We start from the raw sequence: 25,559 nt of genomic DNA, 5'->3' as shown, positions 1-25,559 counted from the left end.
CGTGAGCACTCCCTTTGACCGGGTCCGGTCGGCAGCGGCGACACGCGCAGACCGGGAAACCCACTTCGAGGTCGAGCAGTTCTACTACGAAGAGGCCGCGCTTCTCGACGAAGGCCGCTATGCCGACTGGCTCGACCTGCTCGCCGACGACCTCGACTACTGGATGCCCACCCGGACCAACCGGCTGCGTCGCCAGCAGGCACTGTCCGTGGCGGCACGCGGCGAGGCCGCCTTTTACGACGAGACCAAGGAGAGTCTCGCTTGGCGTATCCGCCGGTTCGACTCCGGGATGGCCTGGGCCGAGGACCCGCCCTCGCGGACGCGACACCTGATCGGCAATGTGATGGTCGGCCACGTCGACGCCGCGGAACACGAGGGGTTCTCACAGAACGACCTGGTCGTGCAATCCACCTTTCTCGTCTATCGCAACCGGCTGGAGCGGGAGGAGAACGTCTTCGCCGGCACCCGCACGGACATTCTGCGGCGCACGGAGGACGGTGATCTGCGAGTGGCGCGCCGGACGATACTCCTGGACCAGAACGTCCTCCTGGCGAAGAACATCTCGACCTTTTTCTGAGGGGACTGTGCTGTGACTGTTCATCTGAAGCACCATCGAGTCGCTACGGCCTTGGGGGAGATCGCCGTGGCGGAGACCGGTGAAGGACCCGTACTGGTGATGTTGCACGGCGGTGGCCCCGGCGCCTCCGGCGTGAGCAACTACCACCAGAACCTGCCTGAGCTGGCCCAGCACTTCCGTGTGCTCCTGCCTGACCAGCCGGGTTTCGGCGGCAGTTACCGGCCGACATCCGAGGACCTGGCGGATCGGTCGATCACCGAGATCGCCGTCGATGCCCTATACCAGACCCTCGACGAGCTCGGCATCGGCACCTTTCATCTGCTGGGCAACAGCCTAGGCGGGGCCGCCGCCATCGCTATGGCCCAACAACGGCCGGAACGAGTCGCCCGTCTCGTGCTGATGGCTCCCGGCGGAGGATGGGTGCCCTTCGGACCTACCCCCACCGAGGGGCAGAAGGAGATGTTCCGCTACTACAACGGCACTGGGCCCAGCGAGAAGAAGATGGGCGCGTTCATCCGGACCATGGTCTTCGACCACAAGCAGTTCGGCGAGGACGTCGTCCGGGCCCGGTACGAGGCATCCCTGGACCAGAGCCACAGCGACTTCTACCACGCGTACAACGCGGCTTTCGCCCAGCGTGGCGGCATGGACCCGCTGTGGCGGGACCTGCACAAGATCAAGGCGCCGACCTTGCTGCTGTGGGGCCGTGACGACCGGACCATCACACTCGACGGGGCCGGGCTGATGATCAAGCTGATCAGGGACGTGCAGCTGCACGTCTTCAGCCGCTGTGGCCACTGGGTGCAGATCGAACGCCGACGCGACTTCGAGCGGCTCGTTATGGACTTCCTCAGCCTCTCCGAGGAGCCGGCATGAGCAGGGGATGGCTGGACGGGCACGTCGCGCTGATCACCGGCGGCGGTACAGGAATCGGGCGCGCGGTCGCCGAGCGGTTCGTGTCGGAGGGGGCGCGTGTCACCATCGTGGGGCGCGACAAGGCCCGCCTCGACGAGGTGGTGCAGGCTTCCGGCACCGCGCACCGCTTTCATACCGTGGCCGCCGATGTGCGCGACTCCGCCGCACTTCATACGGCAGTCGCGGAGACCGTGGACCGCTTCGGCAAGGTCGACACCCTCGTCGCCAACGCCGGTGTCTGGGACTACCAGCGTCAGCTCACCCGGCTCACGGCAGCGCAGTTGGACGTGGCCTTCGACGAGATCTTCTCGGTCAACGTCAAGGGCTATGTGCTCGCGGCCGAAGCAGCCTGGCCCGAACTGGTCAAGACCCGGGGCAGCATCATCATGACGCTGTCCAATGCCTCGTTCTTCGTCAACGGCGGCGGCCCCCTCTACACCGCCAGCAAGCATGCCTGTCTGGGGCTGATGCGTGAACTCGCCTATGAATTGGCCCCCAAGGTGCGGGTGAACGGTGTCGCCTGCGGCGGCATGAACACGGATCTGCGGGGGCCCGAGGGTCTGGGGCTCGCCGACCGCTCGATCTCCGCGTCGTTCGCGAGGAAGAGTGCAGGGGACCCGCCACCGCCCATTCCCCTGCACGACTCCAGCACCGACCCGCGCGACTTCACAGGTTCGTACGTTCTCCTGGCCGCCCGTGACCAGAGCGGCCCCATCACGGGCCAGGCGATCTCGGTCGACGGCGGGATCGGTGTCCGCGGATTCATCTCCGCGGCGGGCGGCGATCATCTCTGAGCGGGACGAGGAGCCCATTCGTGACCACTCCACACCCCACCAACTCCGGCCTCGCGGTGGACCTGAACCCGGCCTCGGCAGTCTCCCGAAACGCCCGGTACGACGGCGAGGCGGTCGTCATCGACTATCCGGGCGGAGATCTCACCTACCGACAACTCGACGACAAGGCCGCCCGGCTGGCCACGGTCCTCGTCCGTGGCGGGGCACGCGACGGGGACCGCATCGCCTACCTGGGCATGAACAGTCCAGCCTTCTTCGTCACCATGCTCGCCGCCTTCAGGATCGGTGCGCTGTTCGTTCCGGTGAACTTCCGTCTTGCCGACCCCGAACTCGCCCAGATCCTGGAGAGCAGCGGTGCCGTGGTGATCGTCTGCGAGGAGGGGCACCGGGGGAGCGTGGAGCGGGTCCGTGACAGGACCGCGCTCCGTCGTCTGCTGCTCGTTGACGACGACCCGGTGGTGCCGCCGGCCGACGCCGATGCCACCGCTGCGTGGGAGCCGTGGTCGCCGCTCATCACGGCGGCCGAGCCCAAGATCTCCGTCTCCGCCAAGCGAGCCGATGACGCCGCCATTCTCATGTTCACTTCCGGCACCACAGGAACGCCCAAGGGCGTAGTGCTGACCCACGGCAACGCCTGGTGGAACTCCGCCAACGTGGATTTGAGACTTGACACCCGCCGCGGGGACGTCACCTACGCGGCAGCTCCGCTGTTTCACATCGGAGCACTGAACAGCTTTGCGCTGCGCACGCTCACGCGGGGCGGCACGGTCGCGGTGCGCCGGGCCTTCGCCGCTGAGACATGCGCGGACGACCTGGAGCGTCTGAAGGTCAACTCCATGTTCGGTGTCCCTCAGATGTTCGCCGCCCTCGCCCGGGTGCCCGGCTTCTTCGAACGGGACCTGAGTTCGCTCAGGGCCGTCGTCGTGGCCGGGGCGCCGGTTCCCCCCTTGCTGGTCCGCGAGTACGCGGACCGTGGCCTGTGGCTCCAGCAGGCATGGGGCCTGACCGAGACGGCTCCCTTCGCCACCCACCTGCCGGCGGAGGACACCGTGCACAAGGCCGGCTCGGCAGGGATCCCCATGCCGTACACGCAGGTCCGTGTGGTTGACCCGCTCAGTGGTGGGCCTGTGGATGTCGGGACCCCAGGCGAGCTGGTGGTCCGTGGGCCGAATGTGTCGGCCGGCTACTGGAACGACGAGGAGGCCACTGAGGCGGCCTTCGACTCGGACGGCTGGTTCCACTCCGGGGACATCGGTTATGAGGACGGCGACGGCTACCTGTACGTCGTCGACCGGCTCAAGGACATGATCGTCAGTGGCGGGGAGAACGTGTACCCGGCTGAGGTCGAGAAGGTACTCGCCGCCCTGCCCGGAGTCCTGGAGTCCGCGGTGGTTGGGGTTCCCGATTCCCGGTGGGGTGAGACTGTCGCGGCCGTCATCACGGTCTCGCCGGGAAGCGACATCACTTTGGACGCGGTGCGGGACCACGGGGCCGCGCACCTCGCCCGCTACAAGCTGCCGCGGCGGCTGACGATCGTCCAGAGCATGCCGCGCAACGGTTCCGGGAAGCTCGACAAGCGAGCGATCCGCCAAATTGTGGCTGGGGGAGGAACACCGTGATCTCCGTTCCGCCGATCCCCGCCCTGGGGGCCATTCCCGGCTGGGGCATCCTGCGGGCGGACCACCGCACCTACGCCCTGGACCTGCGCGTGACCAGGGGGGAGCGGGCTGGGGCTCTGTCTCTTGAACGGTGTGCCGCAGGCCGTATGCGGGACGTCTACCCCGTGGCTCGGCACGACATCGAGGTACGGACGGGGCGTATGGGCGCCGGCGCGCTGGTGTGCCTGCTCATGGCAGTGAGGTCGGCTCTTGCCGATGCTGATCCGAGGTGCCTGCGGCTGCTCTACGCGGTACCGGCCGATGACCTGGGGCGTCTCGCGGCGGCCGAATCCGCTGCCTTCCGCCGCGTTGTGGACGTCGACCTCGGCGGGGAGGAGCACTGCTTGACGGTGTGGGAGCCCGCATCGGTCACTCGACGGGATCAGGGACTGCATCTGATTCCCGAAGGCTGAACAACCTTGAGGTGACCGGCGGATTGCTTCCCTCGCTGTGTGCACGTTTTCGTTTCCTTGAAGGAGTCTTCGCATGAATGAGATTCGGTTCGACGGAAAAGTGGCGATTGTCACCGGGGCCGGTGGAAATCCCGGACTGGGCCGCAGCTATGCCCTGTTGCTGGCGCGTCGAGGAGCAAAGGTGGTCGTGAACGATCTCGGCGTCGGCCCGGCTGGACGGGGCCAACGAGGCAGTGGCGCCGCTGGAGTCGTACGTGAGATCGAGGAAGCGGGGGGTGAGGCCATAGCCAGCGAGGCCTCGGTCGCGGAACGAGACGGTGCGGATGCCATAGTGAAGGCGGCCGTTGACCGATGGGGCCGAGTCGACGTGCTGATCAACAACGCGGGTATCGCTCCGTTCGCTGACTTCGATGAAATCACGGACACGGACATCGAGCGTGTGGTCGGTGTCCATGTCCTCGGCCAGATATGGATGTGCCGTGCCGTATGGCCGTACATGAAGAGGCAGCGATACGGTCGCATCATCAACGTTTCCTCCAACGTTCCGCTGGCGGGTGTACCGAAGCTGGCGGTGTACGCGGCTGCCAAAATGGGGGCGATCGGTCTGACGCGCGCTCTAGCGTTCGAAGGCACGCCCCACGGAGTCAAGGTGAATGCGCTGTGTCCTGTCGCGGACACACAGACCTGGCAGACGTTGATGGAACCGGGTGTGAGTGCCCGGGCCCAGTCGGAGGGAGCCACTCCTGAGCGCGTTGCCCCGGTCGCCGCTCTCCTGGCCCACGAGGATGTTCCGTTCACCGGGAAGACCATCCTGGCGAAGGCGGGAGGTGTGAGTGAAGTGCTCCTCTCCGTTACGAAGGGCTTTCATGGTGCTGATGTGACACCGGAATCGGTACTCGGAGGGCTCTCGGCGGCGACGGACCGGAGCGGCGCCCAGGTGTTCCCCGACCCGGCCTTCTTCGAGTATCCAGAAGGCATGCGTCCGCTTCCTTACCTGCCCTGACGGGAGTCGCGGGTGGTACACGTATGCGGGCGACACCTGCCAGGGTGTCGCCCGCATACCTCGTCGGTTCGCCGCAGGCCGGCTCAGCGCCTCAATTGTCGGCGGTGGCCTCGGTGATGGAGTCCAGTGGTACTGCCAGGAGTCGGCCCGTGCGGGCGCCGGGTTCGCCTTCACCGGGGCCGTGCACGGTGACGCCGATGGCGAGCCACTCCTGGCCGCGGTCGGAGAACGCGATGCAGCAGGGCGCGCGGGGCTCTGGCACCTCGACCACGGTCTGGATCTCGCCGTGCGGGTTGACCTCTACGGCGGCCCCCCGCTTCATGTCGGCGAACCAGATCTGACCGTCTGACGTGATGGTCATGCCGTCCGGGCTGCTTTCGGCCGGCAGCGCGATGGGATCGTCGTGCACGATCTCGCCGGTCTCGTCGAGCGTGAATCGGTGGATGACACGCGTGAGTGTCTCGACGGCCCACAGCAGCCGCTTGTCCTGACTGAGGACGAGGCCGTTCACGAAGAGCAGTTCCGGTCCGGTCTCACGCACCGTGCCATCGGGTGTGACCAGGAGCATGTGCCCTGGCCGGGCCCCCTCGAAGCCGTCGACCACGGGGTTGAACCCCATCGAACCCACCAGGAGCACCCCGTTGGGGAGCCTGACGAATTCGTTGATGGGTTCCTTGGTGGCAGCGGACAGGTCGAGGGCCGGCTCGGCCTTTCCGTGGCCGAGCCGGAATATCTGCCGGTCGAAGGTGGCCGCTGCCAGAACCTGGTGGTCATCCTCCAGTGATATGCCCAAGGCGACGGGGGTGGGTACCTCGCCTACGACGCGAAGATGTCCGTCGAGATCGACAGCGCAGACCCGGTTCAGGTCGGAGAAGAATATCTGTCCGTCCTTGAAGCGAGGGCTCTCAGGGAAGGAGAGGTCTGCGGCCAGCACGCGAGCTCCGGGCAGATCTCGCAGGGAAAGGCATTTCTCGGCCATGGATGGTAGCTCCTGTCGTCGAGGCGTCAGTACTTGGCGATCACTTGTTCGGCGAACTTGTGCATCCGCCGGTCGCCCGTGGTCTGGTTCGTGTAGAGGTTCACGTTGGTCACCCCGTCGGCCTCCCATGACCGGATCCGTTCGACCAGCTCCTCCGCGCGTCCGACGACGCAGAGCATGTCGATGAGGGCGGGGGTGATGAACTTGCGTTCATCCGGGTGGATGAAGACGCCGTGTCCGGCGTTGGCGCGGTAGTGGAAGCGCTGAGGGTCCTTCCACTGCTTCATCAGGGCGCGGTATTCGTCCCAGAACGGAGCCAGGAACGGCGGAACCTCTTCGCTCGTCGAGTCGGCGAACTGCTGGTAGAGCGAATGGATCACGATGGCTACGGATATGCCGGCCTCGTCGATGACCCGATCGCTCGTCAGATCCTCGCCGGGTTCCAGCATGATGATGTTGCTGGGGCCCCACAGGGCCAGGTCGTCCGCGTTCTTGCCGGCCCGCTCCGCACCCTTGCGAAGGTTCTCCTTCACGGCGGGCAGCATTGCCATGCTGCCCCAGCCGTCGAAGAGGCCGTCGGTGAGCTCACCGGCCGTCTGCTGCGTCTTAGGACCCGTCGCGCCGAGATAGATGGGAATCCGATCCTCGACGTTGATCATGTTCCATTCCGGCATCAGCCACTTGATGGGGTTGCGGTGCTCGTTGTATTCGAACCACGCTTCCTCATTGCTCAGCAGTGATCTGACGGTTTGAATGTACTTCCTGAGGGCGTCGAGCTTGACGGGCTTCACCAGGCCGAGGTCCCGGTAGGCGGTGTTTCCGGAGCCGAAGGCCACCTGCACCCGCCCCGGAGCGATCCTGTTGATCGATGCCAGGCCCGCGGCGGCGACATGCGGAAGACGCAGGCCTGCGATCATCACGCCGGAACCGACCTTCATCTTCGTGGTGGCCCGGGCGGTCAGCGCCATGGTCACCAGGACCTCGCTGTACATCATGGGGCTGTCCCCGAACCAGGCTTGGCTGTAGCCGAGTTGTTCCGCCTGTACGGCGCGGGAGACCAGGTTCACATCGCCTGGACACATGATGCCGAATTCCATGGACCGTACATCTCCTTTGACGTAGGGCTCGTGCTGTGGATGAGCGCTAACGGGGGGCAAGGCGTATGGCACCGTCGAGGCGGATCACTTCGCCGTTGAGCATCTGGTTGTGGACGATGGCCGCGACGAGGTCGGCGTACTCGGCCGGTCGGCCCAGCCGCGAGGGGTGGGGCACCTGGGCGCCCAGGGACGCCCGTATCTCGTCGGGCAGCGCACCCAGCATCGGTGTTTCGAAGAGACCTGGAGCGATGGTGACCACCCGGATGAGGTGAGGGGCCAGGTCGCGGGCGGCGGGCAGGGTCAGGGCCGCGACACCGCCCTTTGACGCGGCGTAGGCGGCCTGTCCGATCTGGCCGTCGAAGGCGGCGATGGACGCGGTGTTGATGATGACGCCCCGTTCGCCCCCGACGGGTTCGTTGGCCGTCATGGCGTCCGCGGCGAGCCGGAGGACGTTGAACGTCCCGATGAGGTTGACCTGGACGACTCTGTCGAAAACGCCGAGTGGGAAAGGGCCTTGCTTGCTGAGAGTCTTGTGGGGGAGGTTGATCCCGGCGCAGTTGACCACGACGGACAGACTGTGATCGGCGTTGGCCTGGGCCATCGCTCCGGCGATGGCGGCCTCATCGGTGACGTCGCCACCGGCGAATGTCACCGTGCCGCTGACTTCCCGCAGTGCCTTGGTGTCGGCTGTGGGCAGGTCCACCGCGGTGACGGCGGCGCCGGCGGCGGCGAGCCGTGTCACTGTCGCCAGCCCCAGGCCGGAGGCTGCGCCGGTGACGAGTGCAGAGCGGCCGTCGATGTGCATGATCTCTTCTCCGTTGCTCCTGAGGGAGGCCGCACGGGCCTGGCCTGGGGAGGCGCCGCGGTCTCATGCGATGCCTCCCCGGTGATGCGAGGCCCGTCCGCTGTCCGCGGACTGCTATGCCCGCGCGGCGTCGTACTGGGTGCTGATGCGTTCGACAAGCTCGGCGACCGTGGGAATGTCGTGCACCGAGGAGACGGCATGGCCGGCTGAGAACAGGTCGGTCCAGCGCTTGGGGCCGATGCCCGTGGCTGCAGGCCCGTAGAGGTCCTTGGCCTCCTCGGGCGTGACCGTCTCGTCCAGTGCGGTGGGATCCAGGCCGGCTGCGGTGATGGCCGGTCTGAGCATGCTCGTGGGCAGGCCGGTGAACGCCTGAGTGAGGATCACGTCGTCGGCATCGCTGGTCACGAGCATGTTCTTGTACTCGTCACTTGCGTCGCTCTCCTGCGTGGCGATGAACCGTGTGCCCATGTAGGCGAGATCGCAGCCGAGTGCCTGTGCCGCCAGAAGGGAGGCGCCGTCACAGACGCCGCCGGCGAGAACCAGCGGGCCGTCGAAGAACTCCCGGACGGCTCGGACGAAGGCGAACGGGTTCAGCCAGCCGGTGTGCCCACCGGCGCCCGCCGCCAGCAGGATCAGTCCGTCCGCGCCTGCTTCGATGGCCCGGTGAGCATGGCGGATGGAGGCCACATCCGCGAACACCAGCGCCCCGGCCGCGTGGAGGGGTTCGACGACCCGCTCGGGGGAGCCGGTACTGGTGATCACCATGTCGATGCCGTGCTCGGTCAGCACGGCGAGGTGCTCGTCGAGGTTCGGAAGCCGGACGATCAGATTCGCGCAGACGGGGGCTGCGGGCGTCCCCGCCAGTTCCTTGCTGATGTCCGACATCCAGTCGGCCAGTCGTTCCGGCGTACGGGCGTTGGCGGTGGGAAAGGAGCCCACGACCCCCGCCTTGCAGGCCGCGACGACCAGGTCAGGGCCCGACACACGCAGCATCGGTGCTGCGATGAGGGGAAGGCGCATGCGTGCCCGCAGACGGGGCCACGACGTAGTCACGTGCGGCGTTCCTTCCGTCAGTCGTTCTGTTCCAGCGGGAGCGGTGTCTCGGACACCACGCTCGTTTCGATGAGGTGGTCCGTGCTGTCGGCGAATCCGAGGTCCGCGAGGATGCCGCGGCTGTCGTTGCCGGGCGGGCCGATGGGGGCGCCGAGCTTCATGGGTGTGCGGGACAGGCGGGGGGCCGGGCCGACGATGGTCCCCCGGCCGGCCAGGGGGAAGTCCACGTCCTGGTACAGCCCGTGTGTGAGGGCCCACGAGTCCTTGGCGACTTCCCCCATGGTGGCTTGCAGCCCTGCGCCGACGTTGTCGAGTGCGTTGATCCTGTCGATCCAGGTCTGTGCCGGCTCCAAGGCGAACCGCTCGGTCAGGTCCGACTGCAGCGCGTCCGGGTCGCTCTTGTCGATGGCCTCCAGGCCCTCGATACCGGCCAGCGCCTCCGCTCCGGCGGACGGTTCTACGGCGAGGAAGAACCAGCGCCGGTCGCTCCCCTGGTAGACACGTTCCAGCGGCCCGTACCCCCGGAAGTCGAGGCCGCCGGGCTCGTCCCAGTCCTTGCCGCTGTAGGCGATCATGTACGGGGCCTGCCACAGGACGCAGGTTTGTGCCAGGGAGGTGCCGACGAACTGGCCGACTCCGGTGCGGATCCGGTGGAAGAGCGCCATGAGGATCCCGAAGGCGGCCACGTGACCGGTGCCGTCGTCGTTGATCACGAAGAAGTGCATGTTGCCTTCGGGGGACTTGCCGAAACGCTGTAGTGCTCCGGTGACGGCCTGGCCGATCTCCTCGTGGCCGCGGTATTCGGCACGGGGGCCGGCGATGCCGTGGGCCGAGATCCGGGAGTAGATGACGTCCGGGTTGTAAGTGCGCACCGAGGTCTCATCAACCTTCAGCCGGCGCGCGACCTCCTGCGAGAAGTTGGTCGAGATGATGTCCGCGTCCTGTACGAGCTTGCGGAACACCTCGCCGGCTTCCGGCTTCTTGAGGTCGAGCAGCATGGTGCGCTTGCCGATGTGGACCTGGTAGTGCCAGTGGTCCATGCCCTTCCAGTTCGGATTGCCGATGTGCACGACCTCGGCTCCGTACTCGCCGAGCAGTCGTGCGGCCGTAGGGCCGGCGAGCAGCACGGTCATGTCGACCGTACGGATGCCCTCGAGCGCCGAGCTGAGCTTGACGGCCTGACCCGCGGGGCCGACGGCGGCCTTCTGAGGCAGTCGGCCCAGTTCGGTGAGGATGTCCTCGCGGTCAGAGTCCAGTGGGTGGCGGACACCGGGATCGGCCGGGGTGACGGTCAGGGTCACGGGGCTGCCACCCTGGTGCGTCATGCCCAGATCCGGGTCGACGCGGACGATGCTGGCGGCAATCGCCAGTGCCTGTTCGTCGTAGAGCAGCCAGTCCTCGGTGGATCGGATCACGGCGAGGTCGGCGACGGGTCCGACGACCCGCTCCCAGTACGCGGCCGGCTTCGACTTGAAGGCCTCCGAGACGGCATCCCTGGTGCGGTCGGACAGGTCCGCGTCCGTCACGAAGTCCAGCATGGCGTGGTTGAGGAGGCCGAGGCCGTCCCATTCCTCGTACTTGCCCACGATCCGGGCGAAGTCCTCAAGCTGGCGACCTTCGAGCCAGCTGACGCGGACCCAGCGCCCGTCCTGGCACTCGTAGCTGCGGGCGATCGGGAAGGAACCGGTGCCACCCATCTGTCGTGGAGGCTTGGTACCGCCGGGAGGCGCGTCGTTGTAGAGGCGCGTGAGTTCGTAGGTGGCGTCGAACAGGGAGACCTCGACCCGCTGGCCGAAGCCTCCGCGTTCACGTGCGATCAGGGCCGCGGCGACGCAGTTGGCCGCGATCATGGCAGCCGAGACCGAGGCCAGGGGGAGGGTGTTGACCACGGGTTCGCCGTCCGGGTCGAAGTTGTGCGAGGGATAGAGGCCGGCCGCTGCTGCGACCACGCCCTCGTTGGCGTACACACGCGCCCGGGGGTCGTCCGAGGCGAAGCCCGGGATCGAGCAGTAGACGAGTTCGGGGTGGCGTTCCAGCAGTTCCTGGGAACCGAGCCCGAGCCGGTCCATCACGCCGGGGCGGAAGTTCTCGATGACCACGTCCGCCGACGCCACCAGCCGCCTGGCGATGTCGAGGTCGGGTTCCTGCTTCAGGTCGAGGACGATGCTTCGTTTGCCCCGCTGGAGGTAGGCGTTGGCGTTCGACTTCCACATCGGCCCGCCGGGCGGGTCGACACGGATGACGTCCGCGCCGTAGTCGGCCAACATCTGTGCGACCAGTGGTCCCGCGATGTACTGACCGAAATCGATGACCCGGACCCCGCTCAATGCCCCACGGGTGGTGTGTTCCACAGCAAGCGCCTCCTCGGCTTGGTCGGCTGATCGCCCATCGCCGACAGGGATTCCGGAAAGATCAACCGGACGCCTTGGGGTAATTCTCCATGAGCGTCAGGGCCGTAGGCTTTCGTGATCCCTGTACAACTGTACAGGGATCGTAGTCGTGCAGCCCTCGCTGTCAATGGATCGCGCAAGGGAAAACCTCATTTAAGGATCCGGTGCTTGAGCGGTGACAGTCGCACATCAGCTCTTGACAGTCATTGGCGCGCGCATCTAGCGTCGATCCTGTACATATGTTTAGTCGATGCTGACCGCTGCTCGGAGCATCGCGATCAATTCGGCGGCGCCCGGCTGCGGAGCGCCACGTTTCTAGTGGAGACTGCCTTTCGGCGCGCTGCACTCCGTAGTTGCGCGACGGTGAAATCGGCGCCGGTGGAGCAGTTGCGAAAGGACCACTCGTGAGTTCCGCGAACGAATTGTCTGATCTGCAGGTACGGTTTCGTGACGTCATGGCGTCGGTGTGCACGCCGGTCGCGGTTGTCACGTCGACGGTGGACGGGAACCCCTACGGGACGACCGTGAGTTCCTTCACCTCGCTCTCGATGAGCCCGCCCATGGTTCTCGTGGCCCTGGACCGTGCTTCGACGCTGTTGGCGGCCGTCCAGGAGATCGGATCGTTCGGCGTGAACATCCTGCACAGCTCACAGTCGGAGCTTGCTCTCAACTTCGCCCGCAAAGGCGGGTCCGCCAAGTTCGACGGGGTCTCGTGGTCGCTCGAGGGAGGCGCTCCTCGACTCTCCGACTCCGGAAGCTTCTTGGCTTGTGCGGTGGATGCCCTGGTGGAGGGCGGTGATCACATAGTGGTTCTCGGCACGGTTCTGCTCGCCGACGATGTCGTGACACCGCCGCTGACCTATCACGGCCGAGCCTTCGGCACGCATGCCGCGATCACGAGTTAGCCGCCCCGGCTGACGGCCCGGGTGGCGGCACACGCCGTGGCGAGCGCCACCACCCGGGCAGATCCTTCGCGGATGCCGGCCCGTTCGTTCACGGCGCCCGGCAGGGTGCAGACGCAGTCGAGGCGTACTGGACGGGTCAATTGCGGGTTTCGGGTAGTGGAGCAGCGGTGGGATCTGTGCTGCTCTCGCCTTGAGGGAACGGACGCAGAAGCGCGAGAAGTGCTTCCTCGCAGTCCCGGCGCAATTTATCGTGATTCTTGCGCCACGACCTGTCCTGGAGCCACTGCAGGCACAGTCCCTCGACGATTGCTCGTGCTTTTTGAGCGGATTCTCTGGCGTCCCGAATCTGAAACACGCCGGCTTGTACTCCGGTGTGAATCACATCGAGGTACGCGTCCGTCATGTAGGTTCGCCACAGCCTTGTGGTGCGGTCGAATTCCGGATTGCGAATCGCGTACTGTACGAGATCCAGGTAGATGAGCATGTGCTCACGGTTCTCGTCGGCACTGACAAAAATTCCGTCCAGGAAGGCCGTGAACTTTTTGCCTGGGTCGTCGATACCGTCCACGCGTTCATGAAGTCTGCGCCGTGTCTGGTCCATGGCCCAGCGCAGTGTCGCGGTGAGCAGGTTCTCATGGTTGCCGAAGTGATACACCAGCAGCGCGGGACTGACTTCGAGTTCGCGGGCGATGCCACGCAGGGACAACTGCTGGGTGCCATGGCGGGCCAGGGCGCTGTAGGTGCCCCTGATCAGCCGGATCTCGGGCTCCGAAAACGAAGTCGGTTCTGGGAGATCCTCTGCGTTCGGCATAGTACGGAGGGTAACGCACTGCACCAGGAGCATCGGCCGGATGCTGCTGCGTGCAGAGCGTCCGTGGATGTCCGGCTCCATCGCCTCTCCTTCTGCCGCGGTGTGAGGACCCGGCCCCTGTGGTCGGCGGGCCGGGCAGGGAGGGGAAGCAGCGGAGCATGGGGCCGACCACCACTCCGCTGCCGTGTTCCTGAGCCGGAGCCCTCGCGGGGCCCGTGAGCTAGCTGCTCAGTTCCTGTGCGCGCAGGCGCAGGCCGTATCTGTCCACCTTCGCCGCGGTAACCATGGGGAACGGTTCCTGCCCCATCAAGTGCCAGTGCCGTGGGCGGGCGTAGGCGTCGGCGTCGTCTCGGCTGCCCCACCAGGCGGTGAGCTGGTTGCTGGTGAGCTTGCCGTCGTGGCGGACGAAGGCGAAGGGAACGGAGCCGAATCGCGCGTCGGGCACCGCGACGACGATCGCGTCCAGGACCTGAGGATGCGCCTTGAGGACCGATTCGACGTCATCGGTGGAGATCTTGATGGCGCCGCTCTTGAAGACGCTGTCGCCGCGGCCGGCGAAGTAGAAGTATCCGTCCTTGTCGCGGACGAGAAGGTCTCCGCTGCGCCACCAGCCGTCGGGGAAGTTGCGGTCGGTGGCCTCGGGGTCTCCCCACACGCCGGCGGCGATCGGGCCCCGGACGAACAGCTCGCCAGGGTGATCCGGACCGGTCACGACCACTCCGGTGTCGGGGTCACGCAGTTCTACGGTGACACCGATCATGGGTTTGCCCACCAGGTGCCCGTCGTCACGCTGCACCCGCGGGTTCCCCAGTCCGGTGTGCATGATCGCGCCACCGCTCTCGGTGGCCCCGAGACTGCCCATGAGCTGCAGGGTGGGGAACATGTCCGCGACCGCGTCCAGAATGTCGGGCGTGATCGTCTCGCCGCCGAGCATTCCGGCGCGCACACGGTTGCCCGCGAAGAGTTCCGGGCCGGCCGCGTGGACCTCGCGCAACATGCGGATCATCGTGGGCGTGGTGATCAGGTGCGTGCACTGTTCCGATGAGATCGCGGCCGCGACACCTCCCGGGTCGAAGCGCATGCAGATCTGCGTGGCCGCGGCGACCGTGGCCGTGGTCAGCACACCGAACCACGCTGCGAAGTGCGGGGGAAAGTAGTTCAGGAACCGGTCCTCGTGGAACACCGACCATGCGTAGGCCATGTTGCGCTGGCCCTGAAGCCAGTTCTGTTCGGTGAACATGATGGGCTTGGGCAGGCCGGAGGACCCTGAGGTGTAGATGATGTGCGAGATGTCGTCGGGTTGCACATCGACCGCAGGTTCGCCTGCGGCAGAGTGGCGCCGGTAGATCGCTTCGAGGGCGAGGTGACCGTGCTCGGCCGGTTCGTCCAGTGCCAAGAAGTGTTGCACCGTGGGAACTCCGACGGCGCGGACGCGTTCCAGCAGTTCCACGGTCTCCGCGGTGTAGGCGAGGAGCTTGGCATCGATATTGCTGATCATCCAGGCGAGGCGTTCTACCGAGGCGCGCCCGTTCATGACGGTGACGATCGCGCCCATCTTCTTGGCACCGAGCACCACGGCGCTGAGATCGGCGCCGGGTTCCATGGCCAACCAGGCGACGCGGTCACCCTTGACGACGCCGGCGTCGCTCAGGGCGGCGGCCACGCTGCGGGCGCGGGCGTTGAGGTCCGCATAGGTCCAGCGAACTCCCCGGCCGAGGTCGACGATTGCTTCCTTGTCCGCGTAGCCGCATTCGGCCCACAGCAGAAGTTCTTTGAATGTCTGCATGTCTACGCACCGACGTCCGAAAGAACCTGGTGAACGACCTCGTCCGGGAAACCTCGGTGCGGCAGTTGGACGATCGCGCGCACTGCGGTCACCTCGATGTCGTCCCGCACTGTGCCGGTCAGAGCGAGTTCGACGAGACCGCGGCCGTGTTCCTCGTAGGCGCGCACGACCTTCCCCGAGATCCTCAGGAGGTCACCGACGAACATCGGGGCGCCGACGCGGCTGTCGAACTCGAGAAACCATCCGTGATCGCCGAGCCAGTTGTTGACCAGATGCGTGGCGTTGATGTCCATGTAGGCGCCGAAGTTGATGGCGCGCGGCATGCCCACGGCCTGCGCGGAGGCATCGAAGAGGTGCCAGTCCATCTGGTAGTGGAGCGCACGGGTCTGCGGGTCGCGAGGTGATCGGCTCAGTTCCGTGCGGATCATTTCCCACTTGTCGGCATGGGCGATGCCGGCACCGACGACGCCGGTGAAGGTCGCCAGGTCAAGAATGTCCAGTGGGCCCTTGAGGACGGTGCCGAGGTCGTCACCTTCACGTACGTCTTCCCAGTAGCGCGGTTGGCTGCCGCGGCGGAGTTTGCCGGCCAGTTCGTCGTCGTAGTGGTCCTGGACTTCCTTGAGTTCGGTGTCGGAGTACGGCCGAATCTCCCGGTCGGGCCCGATCTTCGGACCCTGGGTCTTGGTTCCCGGCAGGCGCGCCGTTCCGATGATGCGGGTGTGCAGCGCCGCCACCAGCTCGTCGTCCTGGTTGTAGAACCGCCGCTCACCGTTGAAGAGCAGTGTGCGGTGCGGCCGCCCGGGCCGGGACCGGTTCTCCACGCCGTTCCAGACATCCTGCGCGCTCAGGGTGTCCCCATGCCGGATGGGGCGGTGCATCCGGACGCGGCTGCCGCCGTGGAAGAGGTCGAAGCCCGCGATGCGAGGCGGCTCAGGCAGAGCGGTGGTTGCCGCGGCGGTGTAGAAGTACAGCGGCGGGGCCACGATTCCGCCCCAGGGGGAGCCGGTGGCGTAGTTGCCGTCCCGCCACAACGGATTGGTGTCGCCGTTGGCCACGGTGAACATCCGAATCAGGTCTTCGGTCACATGCCGGTAGGCCAGGGTGTACTCGTGGTGCTCGGTGCGCTTGACTGGTACCGGTTTCACTTCCCCCACGCGAGAGTTGGTCTCGCGGACGTACTCCTCCAGGGCCTCGTCGAGCGCGTGTTGCTCGTCGTTGAGCGTGCTCATGCTCTCCTCTTTCGCTGAGTGACGCGGGTGTGGCGCGGCCACTGTGGTGGGGCGGCTCGTGGGAGGTGTGGTGCGCAGGCGCTCAGGCGAGACTCTGCGCCTTCAGCCGGTGGTCGAAGATGCGGAGCGTGTTCTGCCATGCGGAGACGGCACCCTGAGGGTCGTAGGCGGGGGTTCCGGACCACAGGAACCCGTGGCCGCCGTGAGCGTGGATTTCCACCGTGGCCCGGTGGCCGAGTTTCTCCAACTCGGTGATGAGGGGCTGCTGCTCGGACAGCGGAGCGACCTCGTCGACTGCCCCGAACCCGCCGTAGATGTCTCCGACGATGTTCTTGACGAGGAGATGCGGCGAGTCGGGAGCATCGGTCACAGCGTAGGCCGGGTGCATGATGGCACCTGCGGTGAACGTGTCCGGGTGGGCCGACATGGCGCGGATGACGGTGCGCGTGGTGTGGCAGAAGCCGATGGATCCGACCGGACCGGGTTCAGCGGCCGTGTCCTGGCGAATGGCGTCCAGGAGGGCGACCGAGTCCGCGACCATGAGATCCGGGGTGGTCTCGCCCACGATGCGGAGGAGGCGTCGCAGCTCGTCGCTGTCGGGCTCCATCAACGCCGGCATATCGAAGGTGATTTCCGGACCTTCACGGTGGTACAGGTCCGGAACCGCGGCGTAGTAGCCCTCCTCGGCGAAGCGGCGCGCTACGGAGTAGATGTGCGCACCGAGCCCGGGGCCGGCGTGGTAGCAGAGAACTACCGGGAAGCTGCCTCCTCCGTCGGGACGCCAGATGCGGGCCGACATCGGACCGTCGGCGGTCTGGGCGACGACGCGGCTCTCAATCATGATCACTCACTTTCTGCGTACTGCACACCCTGCGAGAGGCCCCGGCGGCCCGTGCTGCCGGGGCGAACGACGTGGGGCTCAGGACTTGTGCCGGACGTTGGCGGCAGTCGTGGCGTACATGTTCTGCCGGACATCGTTCGCCGCGGCGGTCCGGGCCTGGGAAGCAGCGCTCACCCGGGCGTCCGCGGCTGCGGGGTCGACGTGGGCCGCACGCAGCTGGGGTGCGACCCTCGTGCCGAAGAGTTCGTGGGAGCGGGCCAGATCGCTCCAGCGGAAGGACGCGAAGTCGGCCCAGGCGAAGATGGTCCCGAAACCGCCGGACTGGCACTGGTCGATCAGCTTCTCCGCCACCGTCTCGGGCGACCCGATCGCGAAGTCTTCGGGGTTGTGCACCATGGCGCGGATCTTCGGGTCGGCCAGCTCCATCTGGCTGCCGTCCCTGTTCATGAGCATCGGCATCAGATCCTGAGCGGCCTCGAACTTCTCCTGAGCCTCCGAGTCGGTCTCCGCGACGAAGACCCGGCGGCGCAGGCCGAGCATGGACGGGTCGTCCGAGTGCCCGCAGGCGCGTGCCGCCTCGCGGTAGCGCGCGGCCACGGTGCCCGCGACCTCGGTGGGCATCCAGCCGGTGAGCAGTTTCCATCCCCGCTCAGCTGTCTTCGCCGCCGACTCCGGGGACAGCACCGTGGCCCACACGGGTTCCTGACCGGTATGCGGTTCCCAGCGGGGCACGATGTCGAGGTTCTCCACGTTGTGGAACTCGTCGTGCAGCGTGACGTGTTCGCCGGTCAGTGCCCTCTGCAGCAGTTCGACACCGCTCTCGTAGCGGGGCCGGGCGTCCTCGGCGCGGAATCCTGCCATGACCGCTTCGGCGGAGCCGGAGCCCGGTGCGATGCCGGGCTCGAAGCGCCCCTTGGACAAATAGCGCAGCATGGCGATCTCGGCGGCGTACCGCCAGCCGTGGTGCAGTGACAGGACACTTCCGGCGGTGGAGAAGCGCAGGCGGTCGGTCTTCGCGATCAGCGCGGCGATCGCGATGTGCGGGGACGGGACCATGGAGTTCGGCAGGAAGTGATGCTCGGCGAAGGTGACTCCGTCGAAGCCCCACTCTTCCGTCCTGGTCAGGATCTCCAGCCAGTGTGCGAACGCTTCCTCCTGGTTCTCACGGGTGAGTTCTGCCGCCGAGGACACGTAGTCCTCGGGGGTCATGATGTAGAAGCCCCAGCTCTCGATCATCGCTGTGTCGTCCCTCTTCAGCGGTCATGTGGATCGGTTCCAACCTCGGAGCGTCGGCTCGGCGCGGATGGCGGATCTCATCTCGGCGACGAGGTGACTGCAACGCCATATCCAAAGGCTGAACAACTGTACAGGTGATGCTATCTCCGCATTGGAACCTGTCAAGCGCTGAAGCATGCCGGATGACTTTCTCTCGCGCTTCCGTTCACGCCCTTGACTGGGTCTCCACGCCATGTCACCGTGAGGCTGAATATGTGTTCAGGCGCTGGATTTTGAGCGCTGCGGAGAATCCGTCCCGGAGCGTTCAGGGCGCGTGCGGATAACGGTCGCGGCGCCCTTGGCCCCGCCCGCACCGATGCGGGCGGGGCCAAGGGCGCCGCGTTGTCTTGTTCTTGTGGAACAGCTCCAAGAACCTGCGACTTTGGTGTGTACGTCCGCTGGATTGTTCTCCCGAGTGCGCACTGAGGACGGGCTCGAGGGCGCCGGCCGCGTAGCGCCAGGCGCGCCATTCGGCGCCCGAGGGCTCCTCCGGCGACGAGATCTCAGTCCGGGTCCGAGGGGGCGGACGTCCGGTCGCGCAGCTCCCGCCGGAGAATCTTGCCGCTCGGGGTCTTGGGGAGCTCATCGAGGACGTGGACGGTGCGTGGGTACTTGTAGGCCGCCATGTTGTCCTTGCCGAACCGCACGAGCTCGGCCGGCGTGACCGTCGAGCCGGCGTGCAGGGAGACGAAGGCCACGACCGTTTCACCGCGGTAACGGTCTGGAACACCCACTACCGCGGCCTCGCGGATCGCGGGGTGCCTCTGGAGCAGGTCCTCCACCTCCCGCGGCCACACCTTGTACCCGGCCGCGTTGATCATGTCCTTCTTGCGGTCGACCAGATAGAACCAGCCGTCCTTGTCCATGAAGCCGACATCCCCGGTGCGCAGTTCTCCACCGGGCAGCGCTTCGGCTGTCGCTTCGGGGTGACCCCAGTAGCCCGGGATGATCTGGGGTCCGCTGATGGCGATCTCGCCGGTCTCTCCGACAGGGACCTCCTGGCCGCTGTCGTCGAGGATGCGCACCGAGGTGCCGAAGACGGGGACGCCGATGGACAAGGTGCCCGACGCGGGGTCGACGGGGGAGCGGGCGCCCAGGGGGGTGGCGTGGGTGATGGACGTCGTCTCGGTCAGACCGTAGATGTTGTGCAGGTAGATCCCGGTCCTGGCATGGAAGGCCTCGCCCACCGCCGGGGCGATCGGTGCGCCGCCCGAGTAGATGACCCGCAGTGATGCGAAGTCGGCGGCGGGCTCCTGGGATTCCTCCAGCAGGCGGGTCAGAGCGGTGATCGCGGCCACCGTGAACGTCGGGCGGTGTTCACGCAGGGCCTCCAGGGTGACGGCTGGGTGAAAGCGATGCGTGAGCACCAGGGGGCAGGGCAGCAGCAGGGCCAGGCCCAGGTGGCCGAGCAGGCCGGTGATGTGGAACAGCGGGGCCGTGCCCAGCACGGTGTCCGCCGGTGTGAGTGACATCCACTGACGGAAGTTGCAGCAGCTGTGCACCATCGCGCGGTGGGTGTTCATCGCGCCTTTCGGTCGGCCGGTGGTTCCCGACGTGTAGGTGAGCGCGGCGATGTCATCGGGCTGCGGGGGCGATGCCCCGGGGGTCCTGCCGTTATGGGCGGCGACGATGTCCAGGAGGCTGAGGGTCCCTGGCGGAGCAGGGATGGGCGGAACGTCCATGACGCGGTCGTCGTCGCGTGTCTGCCAGTCGCATGCCGACGTGGTGATCACGGTGGTGATGGCCTGGCAGTCGGTGGAGATGACCCCTTGGACCACCGACAGATACAAGGTGTCCAGGCACAGCAGGGCCGTGGCGCCGCAGTCGTCGAGAAGGTGGCGCAGTTCGCTGGCCTTGTTCATGGGGTTGACCGGAACCGCTGTTCCCCCGGCCTTCCAGGCTGCGATGACCCCGATGACGAAGCCAGGATTGTTCTGGACGTAGAGGGCTAGCCGGTCATGTCGGTGGAAGCCTCCTTCCAGTAGGGCGACGGCGAGGGCATCGGATGCCCGGTCCACTTGGGCCAGGGTGAGGACGCCGTCGAAGTAGCGCACTGCCGCCTGGTCCGGGGCTCGGTCCGCTGCGGCCCGGAAGGCGTCCAGCATGGTGTGGTACTCCGGCTCGAGGCCGGCGTGCTGCCCGTCGTGGTACTGGTCGAGCCAGGGCATACGGAGGTAACTGCTCACCTGGGAACTCGCTTTCCGTGTCGCGTCCCTGCGACACCTGGCGCCACGCTCGGTGAGTCGCGTACGGGACGGAAAGACTAGGACGACTCTTCTCGGCGAGTCAATCGACCGGTCGTCCGATTCATGAACCGGACGACCGGTCGATTCAACTGGGTTGACTTTGAATGCGGTGCGCAACCTTGACAGTCCGTTGCGTGCCACCATTACCTTTGTCTGTGTTAGACGGCTAGCTATGACGTCCGACGGAGGCGCGGTATGGCACGTATGAGGTTCGTTCGCACCATGGACCCGGAGAGAGCGGTCGACACGGGCTTCCCGGGATATAAGGCAGAGTTTCTGTCGCATCTCGAGAGCGCCCTGATGATCGCCAGTCACATCGAGGAGGGCGGCTGCGGCCCGGGCCTTCACTACCACCGCAGCGATCAGCTGTACTACCTGGTCGAAGGCGCGATGAACGTCAGGCTCGGCGACGACGTCCACGCTGCGGAGCAGGGCAGTCTGGTCTACATCCCGGCCGGACTGCCCCACTGCAACTGGAACGAGGGCCCCGGGCCGGAGACCCACTTCGAGATGATCATCCCTGCGCCGCCGCCCATGGCCCAGATCGCGATCATGGTGGACTCCCCGTCGGATGTCCCCGAGGAAGACCGCACCGACCGCAAGGGGTATGTGCGCAAGGTGGATGGGAGTGCACTGGCCGAGCCGATGAGGGGCCTGCGTGTTCAGGCTCTGGCGGATTCCGCCCACGGCTGTGACCGGACCATTGTCAACTACATGGAGGTCGATCCGGGCGGTGAGGGCCCCGGCACTCACGTCCACGAGTTCGACCAGTACTACCTTGTCCTGGAGGGGCAGCTCACCGTCGAGGTGTCCTTGGAGAAGCACACGGTCCAGCCGGGAACGCTCGTCATCCTGCCGGCCGGCGTGCCGCACCGGCAGTACAACGCCGGCAGCACGGTCGAGAGACATCTGGCGGTTCTCGCGCCGGCGCCGGAACCCGGCAAGCCGTGGGACCGCGGTGTGGACTTCGCCGTCAACGGCGACGACCACACCGGCGCGAGCCCCCTGGTAGCCGCGCCGTGACCACTCTGCCCGGTGGATTCAGTCCTCGGCCGGCCAACCTCCCCCTCACTCGGGGAACGGTCGACTTCAGTGACGAGGCAGGCCTCAAGGAGATGCTCAGGGTCGTGGGCGGCGCGGAACTGCCTCCCGTCGTCGAAGGCGCGACGCAGCCCTTCGTCGGTGTCACGACCGATGGCATTCCGATCGCCGGCCTGAGTGAGCTGCGGGACGCGGGCGCGCCCACCGCGTCGGCCGCAGAAGCGGCGACATCCTTCCTGAACTGCCTGAGCGTCAGCCTACGGGGATCCGGCCAACTGCCCCTCGACGCCGCCGAGTGGCGGATGTGGATCAACGCGTTCCTCACGTTCCCCGAGTACGGGCTGCTCCTGCAGGAGCTGTCGCACGACGAGCGAGAAGCGGCCCTGAACGTCATCAGGACTTCGATCAGTTCCATCGGTTTCGAACGCGTCCGTGAAGTGATGCGCCTCAACGGTGTCCTGGGCGAGCTGACGGGTGGCTACTCCGACACGCTGACCGAGTTCTGCTATCGCTTCACCGTCTTCGGGGACCCCTCACCCGAGGAGCCGTGGGGCTGGCAGCTCCAGGGCCACCACCTCGCCCTCAACTGTGTCTTCGTCGCCGGGCAGGCGGTTCTCACTCCGATGTTCCTGGGGGTCGAGCTGGGTGGAGAGGAGCTCTTCGCCGAGCATCAGCGACGGGCCAGGGAACTCATGAACTCCCTCACCTCCAACCAGCGGGACCGGGCCCTTCTGCACGGCTCCATGCTCACCGCCGAGCTGCCGCCACAGCTCGCCGGAATCGTGGACGGCCGCCACCGGGCCGGAGCCGGCCGGGACAATCTCGTCCTGCCCTACGAGGGACTGGCCGGGGCCAGCCTCACACCCGGACAACGGGAACTCCTGGCAGCACTCACGGACCCCTATCTCGACACCCTGCCCGAAGAACCACGCGCTCATCGACGCCGACAGGTTCTCCGGCACCTCGACGCCACCCGCCTCGCCTGGATCGGCCCCTGGGCCGAAGGCACCCCGTTCTACTACCGCGTACACAGCCCGGTCCTGCTCGTCGAGTACGACAACCATGCCGGGATCTTCCTGGACAACGACGAGCCTGAGCCGTTCCACGTCCACACGATCGTGCGCACTCCCAACGGCGGAGACTACGGCAAGGACCTGCTGCGCCGGCACTACGCTCACGAGCACGCCACCGAGTGAGGAGCAGCGCCGATGTCCACCGTCACGACCGCGAGCCGAGGTCCCTTCAGCGCACGTTGGCAGGAAGTACTCGATGTCTCGGCAGAGGTGTTCTTTCGCCGCGGATACGCCGAGGCCTCGGTCGGTGACGTCGCCGCTGCCCTTCACATGACGAAGGGCAGCCTTTACCACTACGTCAGGACCAAGGAAGACCTCCTCTACGAGATCATCCGCCAGGCCCACGACCTGACACTGGAGAACCTCCAGCGCGCCCGCGCTGTCAAGGGTTCCGCGCTCGATCGACTGCACGGCTACTTCGTCGGTCACATCCGGATCAACACTGACCATCTCGCGAAGTCCACGCTGATCTACCGGGATCTGCACAACCTGTCGGACGATCGACGCCAACAGATCATCAGCGTCAGGGACGATATCGAGACCTACGTGCGAGGTCTGCTCGGCGATGGCGCCCGCGACGGCACGGTCTGCCCCCTCGTCGACTCCCACCTGACGTCGATCGAGATGTTCTCCACCGCCAACGGCGTCTACCAGTGGTACCGGCCGAACGGGCCGCACGCCGCAGACGAAGTCGCCCACTCGGTGGCCGACTTCGTCGTCTCGGCAGTCGCCTGCGGCAGCGCGCCGACCGGGCTCTGCTTCCGGCACGCGCACCGACCATGACCCGTGCATACCAGAGAGGTTCTCTTGCGACTTGCAACCTTCCTCCCGCCCGGTGAGGACCTGCCGCTGTCCGGAGAGGTCCGAGCCGACCAGGTCATCGCGTTCGACGATGGCACGACGGTCCTGGACCGTCTGACGTCTCAGGACCGCACACCGGCCGCCGGCCGACTCTGGGACCTGGACCAGGTCACCCTCCTCGCGCCCATCCCGCGGCCGCGTGCGATCTTCGCGATCGGGCTCAACTACCTGGACCACGTCGGCGAAACAGCAACCGAGGTACCGGAGAAGCCCCTGGTATTCCTCAAGCTGGACACCTCGTCAGCCGCCCCCAACGCCCCGGTCGTCTACCCTGACGTCGTCACCCAACTCGACTACGAGGGCGAACTCGCCGTCGTCATCGGGCCCGGCGGACAGCCCGCCGGCTATGCGGTCGCCGACGACCTCAGTGCCCGGGACCTCCAGCTCACCGAGGGACAGTGGACCCGGGGCAAGGCCTTCGACGGCAGTTGCCCATGGGGTCCGTGGATTACGACGGCGGATGAGATCGACGACCCGCACGCGCTTCGGCTGACGACGCATGTGAACGGGCAGGTGCGTCAGGAGGCGTCGACCATGGACATGGTCTTCGACATCCCGACGATCGTCGCCTTCATCGCGCAGACCTGCACTCTCCTGCCCGGTGACCTCATCCTCACCGGGACACCGGCCGGGGTGGGCCTCGTCAGGGAACCGCCCGCTCTCCTCGCTCCCGGCGACACCGTGCGCGTTGAGATCACCCAGCTCGGCAGGATCGAGCACCAGGTGGCTGGAGCTCGATCCGCACAGTGATCCACCGTCCGCACGGACAGCCCCGGCCGGCGACACGTAGGGCGAGGGCGTTCGTAAGGCTTAAGGAACGGGGAGATACGCAGGCGGCCCGTTCCTCTGCCCTGCCTGCCCTCAGGACGTGGCTCCACCACATGGCCCTGTGGCCTCTGGAGCCTGAGAGATGGGAGAGCGATGCCGTCCATTGACTTCGATTTCACCGGGCGAGTTGTCATCGTCACCGGAGCGGCCAGGGGGATTGGGCGGGAGCTCAGTTCGTTCTTCGCCGCGGCGGGTGCCGACGTTGCGATGGTGGACCAGGACGCCGACGCTCTGCGGGGCACGGCCAAGGAGATCAAGGCACTGCCCCTGGCCGCCGACGTGTCCCGCTCGGACGAGGTCGACGCCGCGGTTGCCGCCTGTGTCGATGAGTTCGGCCGGGTGGATGTGCTGGTGAACAATGCCGGCGTTCTACGGGACGGTGTGTTGTGGAAGGCCACAGACGAGGACTGGGACACGGTCCTCGCGGTCCACGCGGGCGGTGCCTTCCGGTTCACGCGTGCCTGCGTTCCGCACTTCCGCTTTCAGCAACGCGGCCGCATCATCAACGTGACCTCCTACACCGGACTGCGCGGGAATGTCGGCCAGGCCGCCTACGCCACGGCGAAGGCAGGGATCGTCGGCTTCACGAAGACGGCGGCGAAGGAACTCGCCGGCTTCGGGATCACGGTCAACGCGATATCGCCCAACGCCGAGACGAGGATGGTTGCCTCGATCCCGTCAGGCAAACTGGCCGAACTGGTCCAGCAGATCCCCATGGGGCGTTTCGCCGAACCAGCCGAGATGTGCCCGGCCGTGGGCTTTCTGGCCAGTGACGAGGCCGCCTACATCACAGGCACCGTTATTCCCGTGGACGGTGGCCTGTCCATGTAGGCCAGCCTGTCCGTGCGTGCGGCACCTGCCGGGTGCAGCGGACCCTTCCCGCTGTCGGCTGTGCCGACCTCGTCGCGGTCGGGGAGCGGACCGTGAGGTGGCCGCACCCCACCGACCGTCGCCGTGTCCGGCCCGCCGACGCTGCCAC

General features: G+C 66.6%; 23 protein-coding genes. 12 read left to right on the top strand and 11 right to left on the bottom strand.

What is annotated here, in order from left to right; all coding sequences use genetic code 11:
- The first annotated feature begins 1 nt into the window (after position 1).
- From AB0E07_RS25540 to AB0E07_RS25515, 6 genes are all read left to right on the top strand, one after another.
- Positions 2 to 577 (top strand): 3-phenylpropionate/cinnamic acid dioxygenase subunit beta, encoded by a 576-nt coding sequence (locus AB0E07_RS25540; RefSeq protein WP_362256549.1) that lies wholly within the window; start codon positions 2 to 4, stop codon positions 575 to 577.
- Positions 578 to 643: 66 nt separating this feature from the next.
- Entirely contained in the window at positions 644 to 1,453 is an 810-nt protein-coding gene (locus AB0E07_RS25535) for an alpha/beta fold hydrolase (protein WP_362256546.1), read from the top strand.
- Positions 1,450 to 2,286 (top strand): SDR family NAD(P)-dependent oxidoreductase, encoded by an 837-nt coding sequence (locus AB0E07_RS25530; protein ID WP_362256543.1) that lies wholly within the window; start codon positions 1,450 to 1,452, stop codon positions 2,284 to 2,286. Before AB0E07_RS25535 ends, AB0E07_RS25530 begins: the two co-directional genes overlap by 4 nt.
- A 20-nt stretch (positions 2,287 to 2,306) precedes the next feature.
- A complete protein-coding gene (locus AB0E07_RS25525; protein WP_362256541.1) occupies positions 2,307 to 3,905 on the top strand; it encodes a long-chain fatty acid--CoA ligase in 1,599 nt (532 codons plus the stop codon).
- Entirely contained in the window at positions 3,902 to 4,357 is a 456-nt protein-coding gene (locus AB0E07_RS25520; RefSeq protein WP_362256538.1) for a hypothetical protein, read from the top strand. Before AB0E07_RS25525 ends, AB0E07_RS25520 begins: the two co-directional genes overlap by 4 nt.
- Positions 4,358 to 4,430: 73 nt before the next feature.
- Positions 4,431 to 5,360 (top strand): SDR family NAD(P)-dependent oxidoreductase, encoded by a 930-nt coding sequence (locus AB0E07_RS25515; RefSeq protein WP_362256535.1) that lies wholly within the window; start codon positions 4,431 to 4,433, stop codon positions 5,358 to 5,360.
- A 91-nt stretch (positions 5,361 to 5,451) separates the two neighbouring features.
- Here the strand turns inward: AB0E07_RS25515 and AB0E07_RS25510 are convergent, their stop codons facing one another.
- From AB0E07_RS25510 to AB0E07_RS25490, 5 genes are all read right to left on the bottom strand, one after another.
- Positions 5,452 to 6,339 carry an SMP-30/gluconolactonase/LRE family protein gene (locus AB0E07_RS25510; RefSeq protein ID WP_362256532.1) on the bottom strand — a complete coding sequence of 296 codons (888 nt, stop codon included), beginning with the start codon at positions 6,337 to 6,339 and terminating at the stop codon, positions 5,452 to 5,454.
- A gap of 26 nt (positions 6,340 to 6,365) precedes the next feature.
- Entirely contained in the window at positions 6,366 to 7,436 is a 1,071-nt protein-coding gene (locus AB0E07_RS25505) for an LLM class flavin-dependent oxidoreductase (RefSeq protein ID WP_362256529.1), read from the bottom strand.
- Positions 7,437 to 7,482: 46 nt separating this feature from the next.
- Complete coding sequence (locus AB0E07_RS25500; RefSeq protein WP_362256526.1) at positions 7,483 to 8,241, bottom strand: SDR family NAD(P)-dependent oxidoreductase; 759 nt, start codon at positions 8,239 to 8,241, stop codon at positions 7,483 to 7,485.
- Between the two features lie 114 nt (positions 8,242 to 8,355).
- Complete coding sequence (locus AB0E07_RS25495; protein ID WP_362256742.1) at positions 8,356 to 9,261, bottom strand: nitronate monooxygenase; 906 nt, start codon at positions 9,259 to 9,261, stop codon at positions 8,356 to 8,358.
- 50 nt (positions 9,262 to 9,311) lie between these two features.
- Positions 9,312 to 11,645 (bottom strand): CoA transferase, encoded by a 2,334-nt coding sequence (locus AB0E07_RS25490; protein ID WP_362256523.1) that lies wholly within the window; start codon positions 11,643 to 11,645, stop codon positions 9,312 to 9,314.
- A 443-nt stretch (positions 11,646 to 12,088) separates the two neighbouring features.
- Between AB0E07_RS25490 and AB0E07_RS25485 the strand changes: the two genes are divergently transcribed.
- Complete coding sequence (locus tag AB0E07_RS25485) at positions 12,089 to 12,589, top strand: flavin reductase family protein (RefSeq protein WP_362256521.1); 501 nt, start codon at positions 12,089 to 12,091, stop codon at positions 12,587 to 12,589.
- A gap of 136 nt (positions 12,590 to 12,725) precedes the next feature.
- Here AB0E07_RS25485 and AB0E07_RS25480 read toward each other — a convergent pair whose 3' ends face one another.
- The 6 genes from AB0E07_RS25480 to AB0E07_RS25455 all read right to left on the bottom strand — a co-directional run bounded on the left by AB0E07_RS25480 (position 12,726) and on the right by AB0E07_RS25455 (position 20,717).
- A complete protein-coding gene (locus AB0E07_RS25480; protein WP_362256518.1) occupies positions 12,726 to 13,481 on the bottom strand; it encodes a TetR/AcrR family transcriptional regulator in 756 nt (251 codons plus the stop codon).
- 139 nt (positions 13,482 to 13,620) lie between these two features.
- Positions 13,621 to 15,186: a class I adenylate-forming enzyme family protein gene (locus AB0E07_RS25475; protein ID WP_362256515.1), complete on the bottom strand. Its 1,566-nt coding sequence runs from the start codon at positions 15,184 to 15,186 to the stop codon at positions 13,621 to 13,623.
- Positions 15,187 to 15,188: 2 nt separating this feature from the next.
- Entirely contained in the window at positions 15,189 to 16,457 is a 1,269-nt protein-coding gene (locus tag AB0E07_RS25470) for a MaoC family dehydratase N-terminal domain-containing protein (RefSeq protein WP_362256513.1), read from the bottom strand.
- Between the two features lie 40 nt (positions 16,458 to 16,497).
- Positions 16,498 to 17,256, bottom strand: coding sequence for a dienelactone hydrolase family protein (locus AB0E07_RS25465; protein ID WP_362256510.1), 759 nt, complete (start codon positions 17,254 to 17,256; stop codon positions 16,498 to 16,500).
- Positions 17,257 to 17,334: 78 nt separating this feature from the next.
- Positions 17,335 to 18,492 (bottom strand): LLM class flavin-dependent oxidoreductase, encoded by a 1,158-nt coding sequence (locus tag AB0E07_RS25460; RefSeq protein WP_362256507.1) that lies wholly within the window; start codon positions 18,490 to 18,492, stop codon positions 17,335 to 17,337.
- 542 nt (positions 18,493 to 19,034) lie between these two features.
- Positions 19,035 to 20,717 (bottom strand): AMP-binding protein, encoded by a 1,683-nt coding sequence (locus tag AB0E07_RS25455; RefSeq protein ID WP_362256504.1) that lies wholly within the window; start codon positions 20,715 to 20,717, stop codon positions 19,035 to 19,037.
- 282 nt (positions 20,718 to 20,999) lie between these two features.
- On the opposite strand from AB0E07_RS25455, the gene AB0E07_RS25450 reads away from it, so the two are divergent.
- The 5 genes from AB0E07_RS25450 to AB0E07_RS25430 all read left to right on the top strand — a co-directional run bounded on the left by AB0E07_RS25450 (position 21,000) and on the right by AB0E07_RS25430 (position 25,411).
- Positions 21,000 to 21,800: a cupin domain-containing protein gene (locus AB0E07_RS25450; RefSeq protein ID WP_362256501.1), complete on the top strand. Its 801-nt coding sequence runs from the start codon at positions 21,000 to 21,002 to the stop codon at positions 21,798 to 21,800.
- Positions 21,801 to 21,892: 92 nt separating this feature from the next.
- Positions 21,893 to 23,014 (top strand): DUF3500 domain-containing protein, encoded by a 1,122-nt coding sequence (locus tag AB0E07_RS25445; protein WP_362256498.1) that lies wholly within the window; start codon positions 21,893 to 21,895, stop codon positions 23,012 to 23,014.
- A 12-nt stretch (positions 23,015 to 23,026) separates the two neighbouring features.
- On the top strand, positions 23,027 to 23,674 hold the full coding sequence (locus AB0E07_RS25440) for a TetR/AcrR family transcriptional regulator (RefSeq protein ID WP_362256496.1): 648 nt from the start codon (positions 23,027 to 23,029) through the stop codon (positions 23,672 to 23,674).
- A gap of 24 nt (positions 23,675 to 23,698) precedes the next feature.
- The gene (locus AB0E07_RS25435) at positions 23,699 to 24,502 is read left to right on the top strand and encodes a fumarylacetoacetate hydrolase family protein (RefSeq protein WP_362256493.1); all 804 of its coding nucleotides are present in this window, start codon (positions 23,699 to 23,701) and stop codon (positions 24,500 to 24,502) included.
- Between the two features lie 171 nt (positions 24,503 to 24,673).
- Complete coding sequence (locus tag AB0E07_RS25430; RefSeq protein WP_362256490.1) at positions 24,674 to 25,411, top strand: SDR family oxidoreductase; 738 nt, start codon at positions 24,674 to 24,676, stop codon at positions 25,409 to 25,411.
- The last annotated feature ends 148 nt before the right edge of the window (positions 25,412 to 25,559 follow it).

The organism is Streptomyces sp. NPDC048002, from assembly GCF_040653275.1.
In the GTDB taxonomy this organism is placed as follows: domain Bacteria; phylum Actinomycetota; class Actinomycetes; order Streptomycetales; family Streptomycetaceae; genus Streptomyces.
Note: the sequence above shows the minus strand (reverse complement) of the source record. Positions and strands in the feature narration are given on the sequence as shown.

What these genes read in the sequence shown, in the direction of transcription:
- AB0E07_RS25530 (WP_362256543.1), top strand. Translation starts at nt 1,450, where the DNA reads ATGAGCAGGGGATGGCTGGACGGGCACGTCGCGCTGATCACCGGCGGC.
- AB0E07_RS25510 (WP_362256532.1), bottom strand. Translation starts at nt 6,339, where the DNA reads ATGGCCGAGAAATGCCTTTCCCTGCGAGATCTGCCCGGAGCTCGCGTG.
- AB0E07_RS25460 (WP_362256507.1), bottom strand. Translation starts at nt 18,492, where the DNA reads ATGATCGAGAGCTGGGGCTTCTACATCATGACCCCCGAGGACTACGTG.
- AB0E07_RS25450 (WP_362256501.1), top strand. Translation starts at nt 21,000, where the DNA reads ATGGACCCGGAGAGAGCGGTCGACACGGGCTTCCCGGGATATAAGGCA.
- AB0E07_RS25440 (WP_362256496.1), top strand. Translation starts at nt 23,027, where the DNA reads ATGTCCACCGTCACGACCGCGAGCCGAGGTCCCTTCAGCGCACGTTGG.
- AB0E07_RS25480 (WP_362256518.1), bottom strand. Translation starts at nt 13,481, where the DNA reads ATGGAGCCGGACATCCACGGACGCTCTGCACGCAGCAGCATCCGGCCG.
- AB0E07_RS25445 (WP_362256498.1), top strand. Translation starts at nt 21,893, where the DNA reads ATGCTCAGGGTCGTGGGCGGCGCGGAACTGCCTCCCGTCGTCGAAGGC.
- AB0E07_RS25495 (WP_362256742.1), bottom strand. Translation starts at nt 9,261, where the DNA reads ATGCGCCTTCCCCTCATCGCAGCACCGATGCTGCGTGTGTCGGGCCCT.
- AB0E07_RS25475 (WP_362256515.1), bottom strand. Translation starts at nt 15,186, where the DNA reads ATGCAGACATTCAAAGAACTTCTGCTGTGGGCCGAATGCGGCTACGCG.
- AB0E07_RS25500 (WP_362256526.1), bottom strand. Translation starts at nt 8,241, where the DNA reads ATGCACATCGACGGCCGCTCTGCACTCGTCACCGGCGCAGCCTCCGGC.
- AB0E07_RS25505 (WP_362256529.1), bottom strand. Translation starts at nt 7,436, where the DNA reads ATGGAATTCGGCATCATGTGTCCAGGCGATGTGAACCTGGTCTCCCGC.
- AB0E07_RS25465 (WP_362256510.1), bottom strand. Translation starts at nt 17,256, where the DNA reads ATGATTGAGAGCCGCGTCGTCGCCCAGACCGCCGACGGTCCGATGTCG.
- AB0E07_RS25430 (WP_362256490.1), top strand. Translation starts at nt 24,674, where the DNA reads ATGCCGTCCATTGACTTCGATTTCACCGGGCGAGTTGTCATCGTCACC.
- AB0E07_RS25515 (WP_362256535.1), top strand. Translation starts at nt 4,431, where the DNA reads ATGAATGAGATTCGGTTCGACGGAAAAGTGGCGATTGTCACCGGGGCC.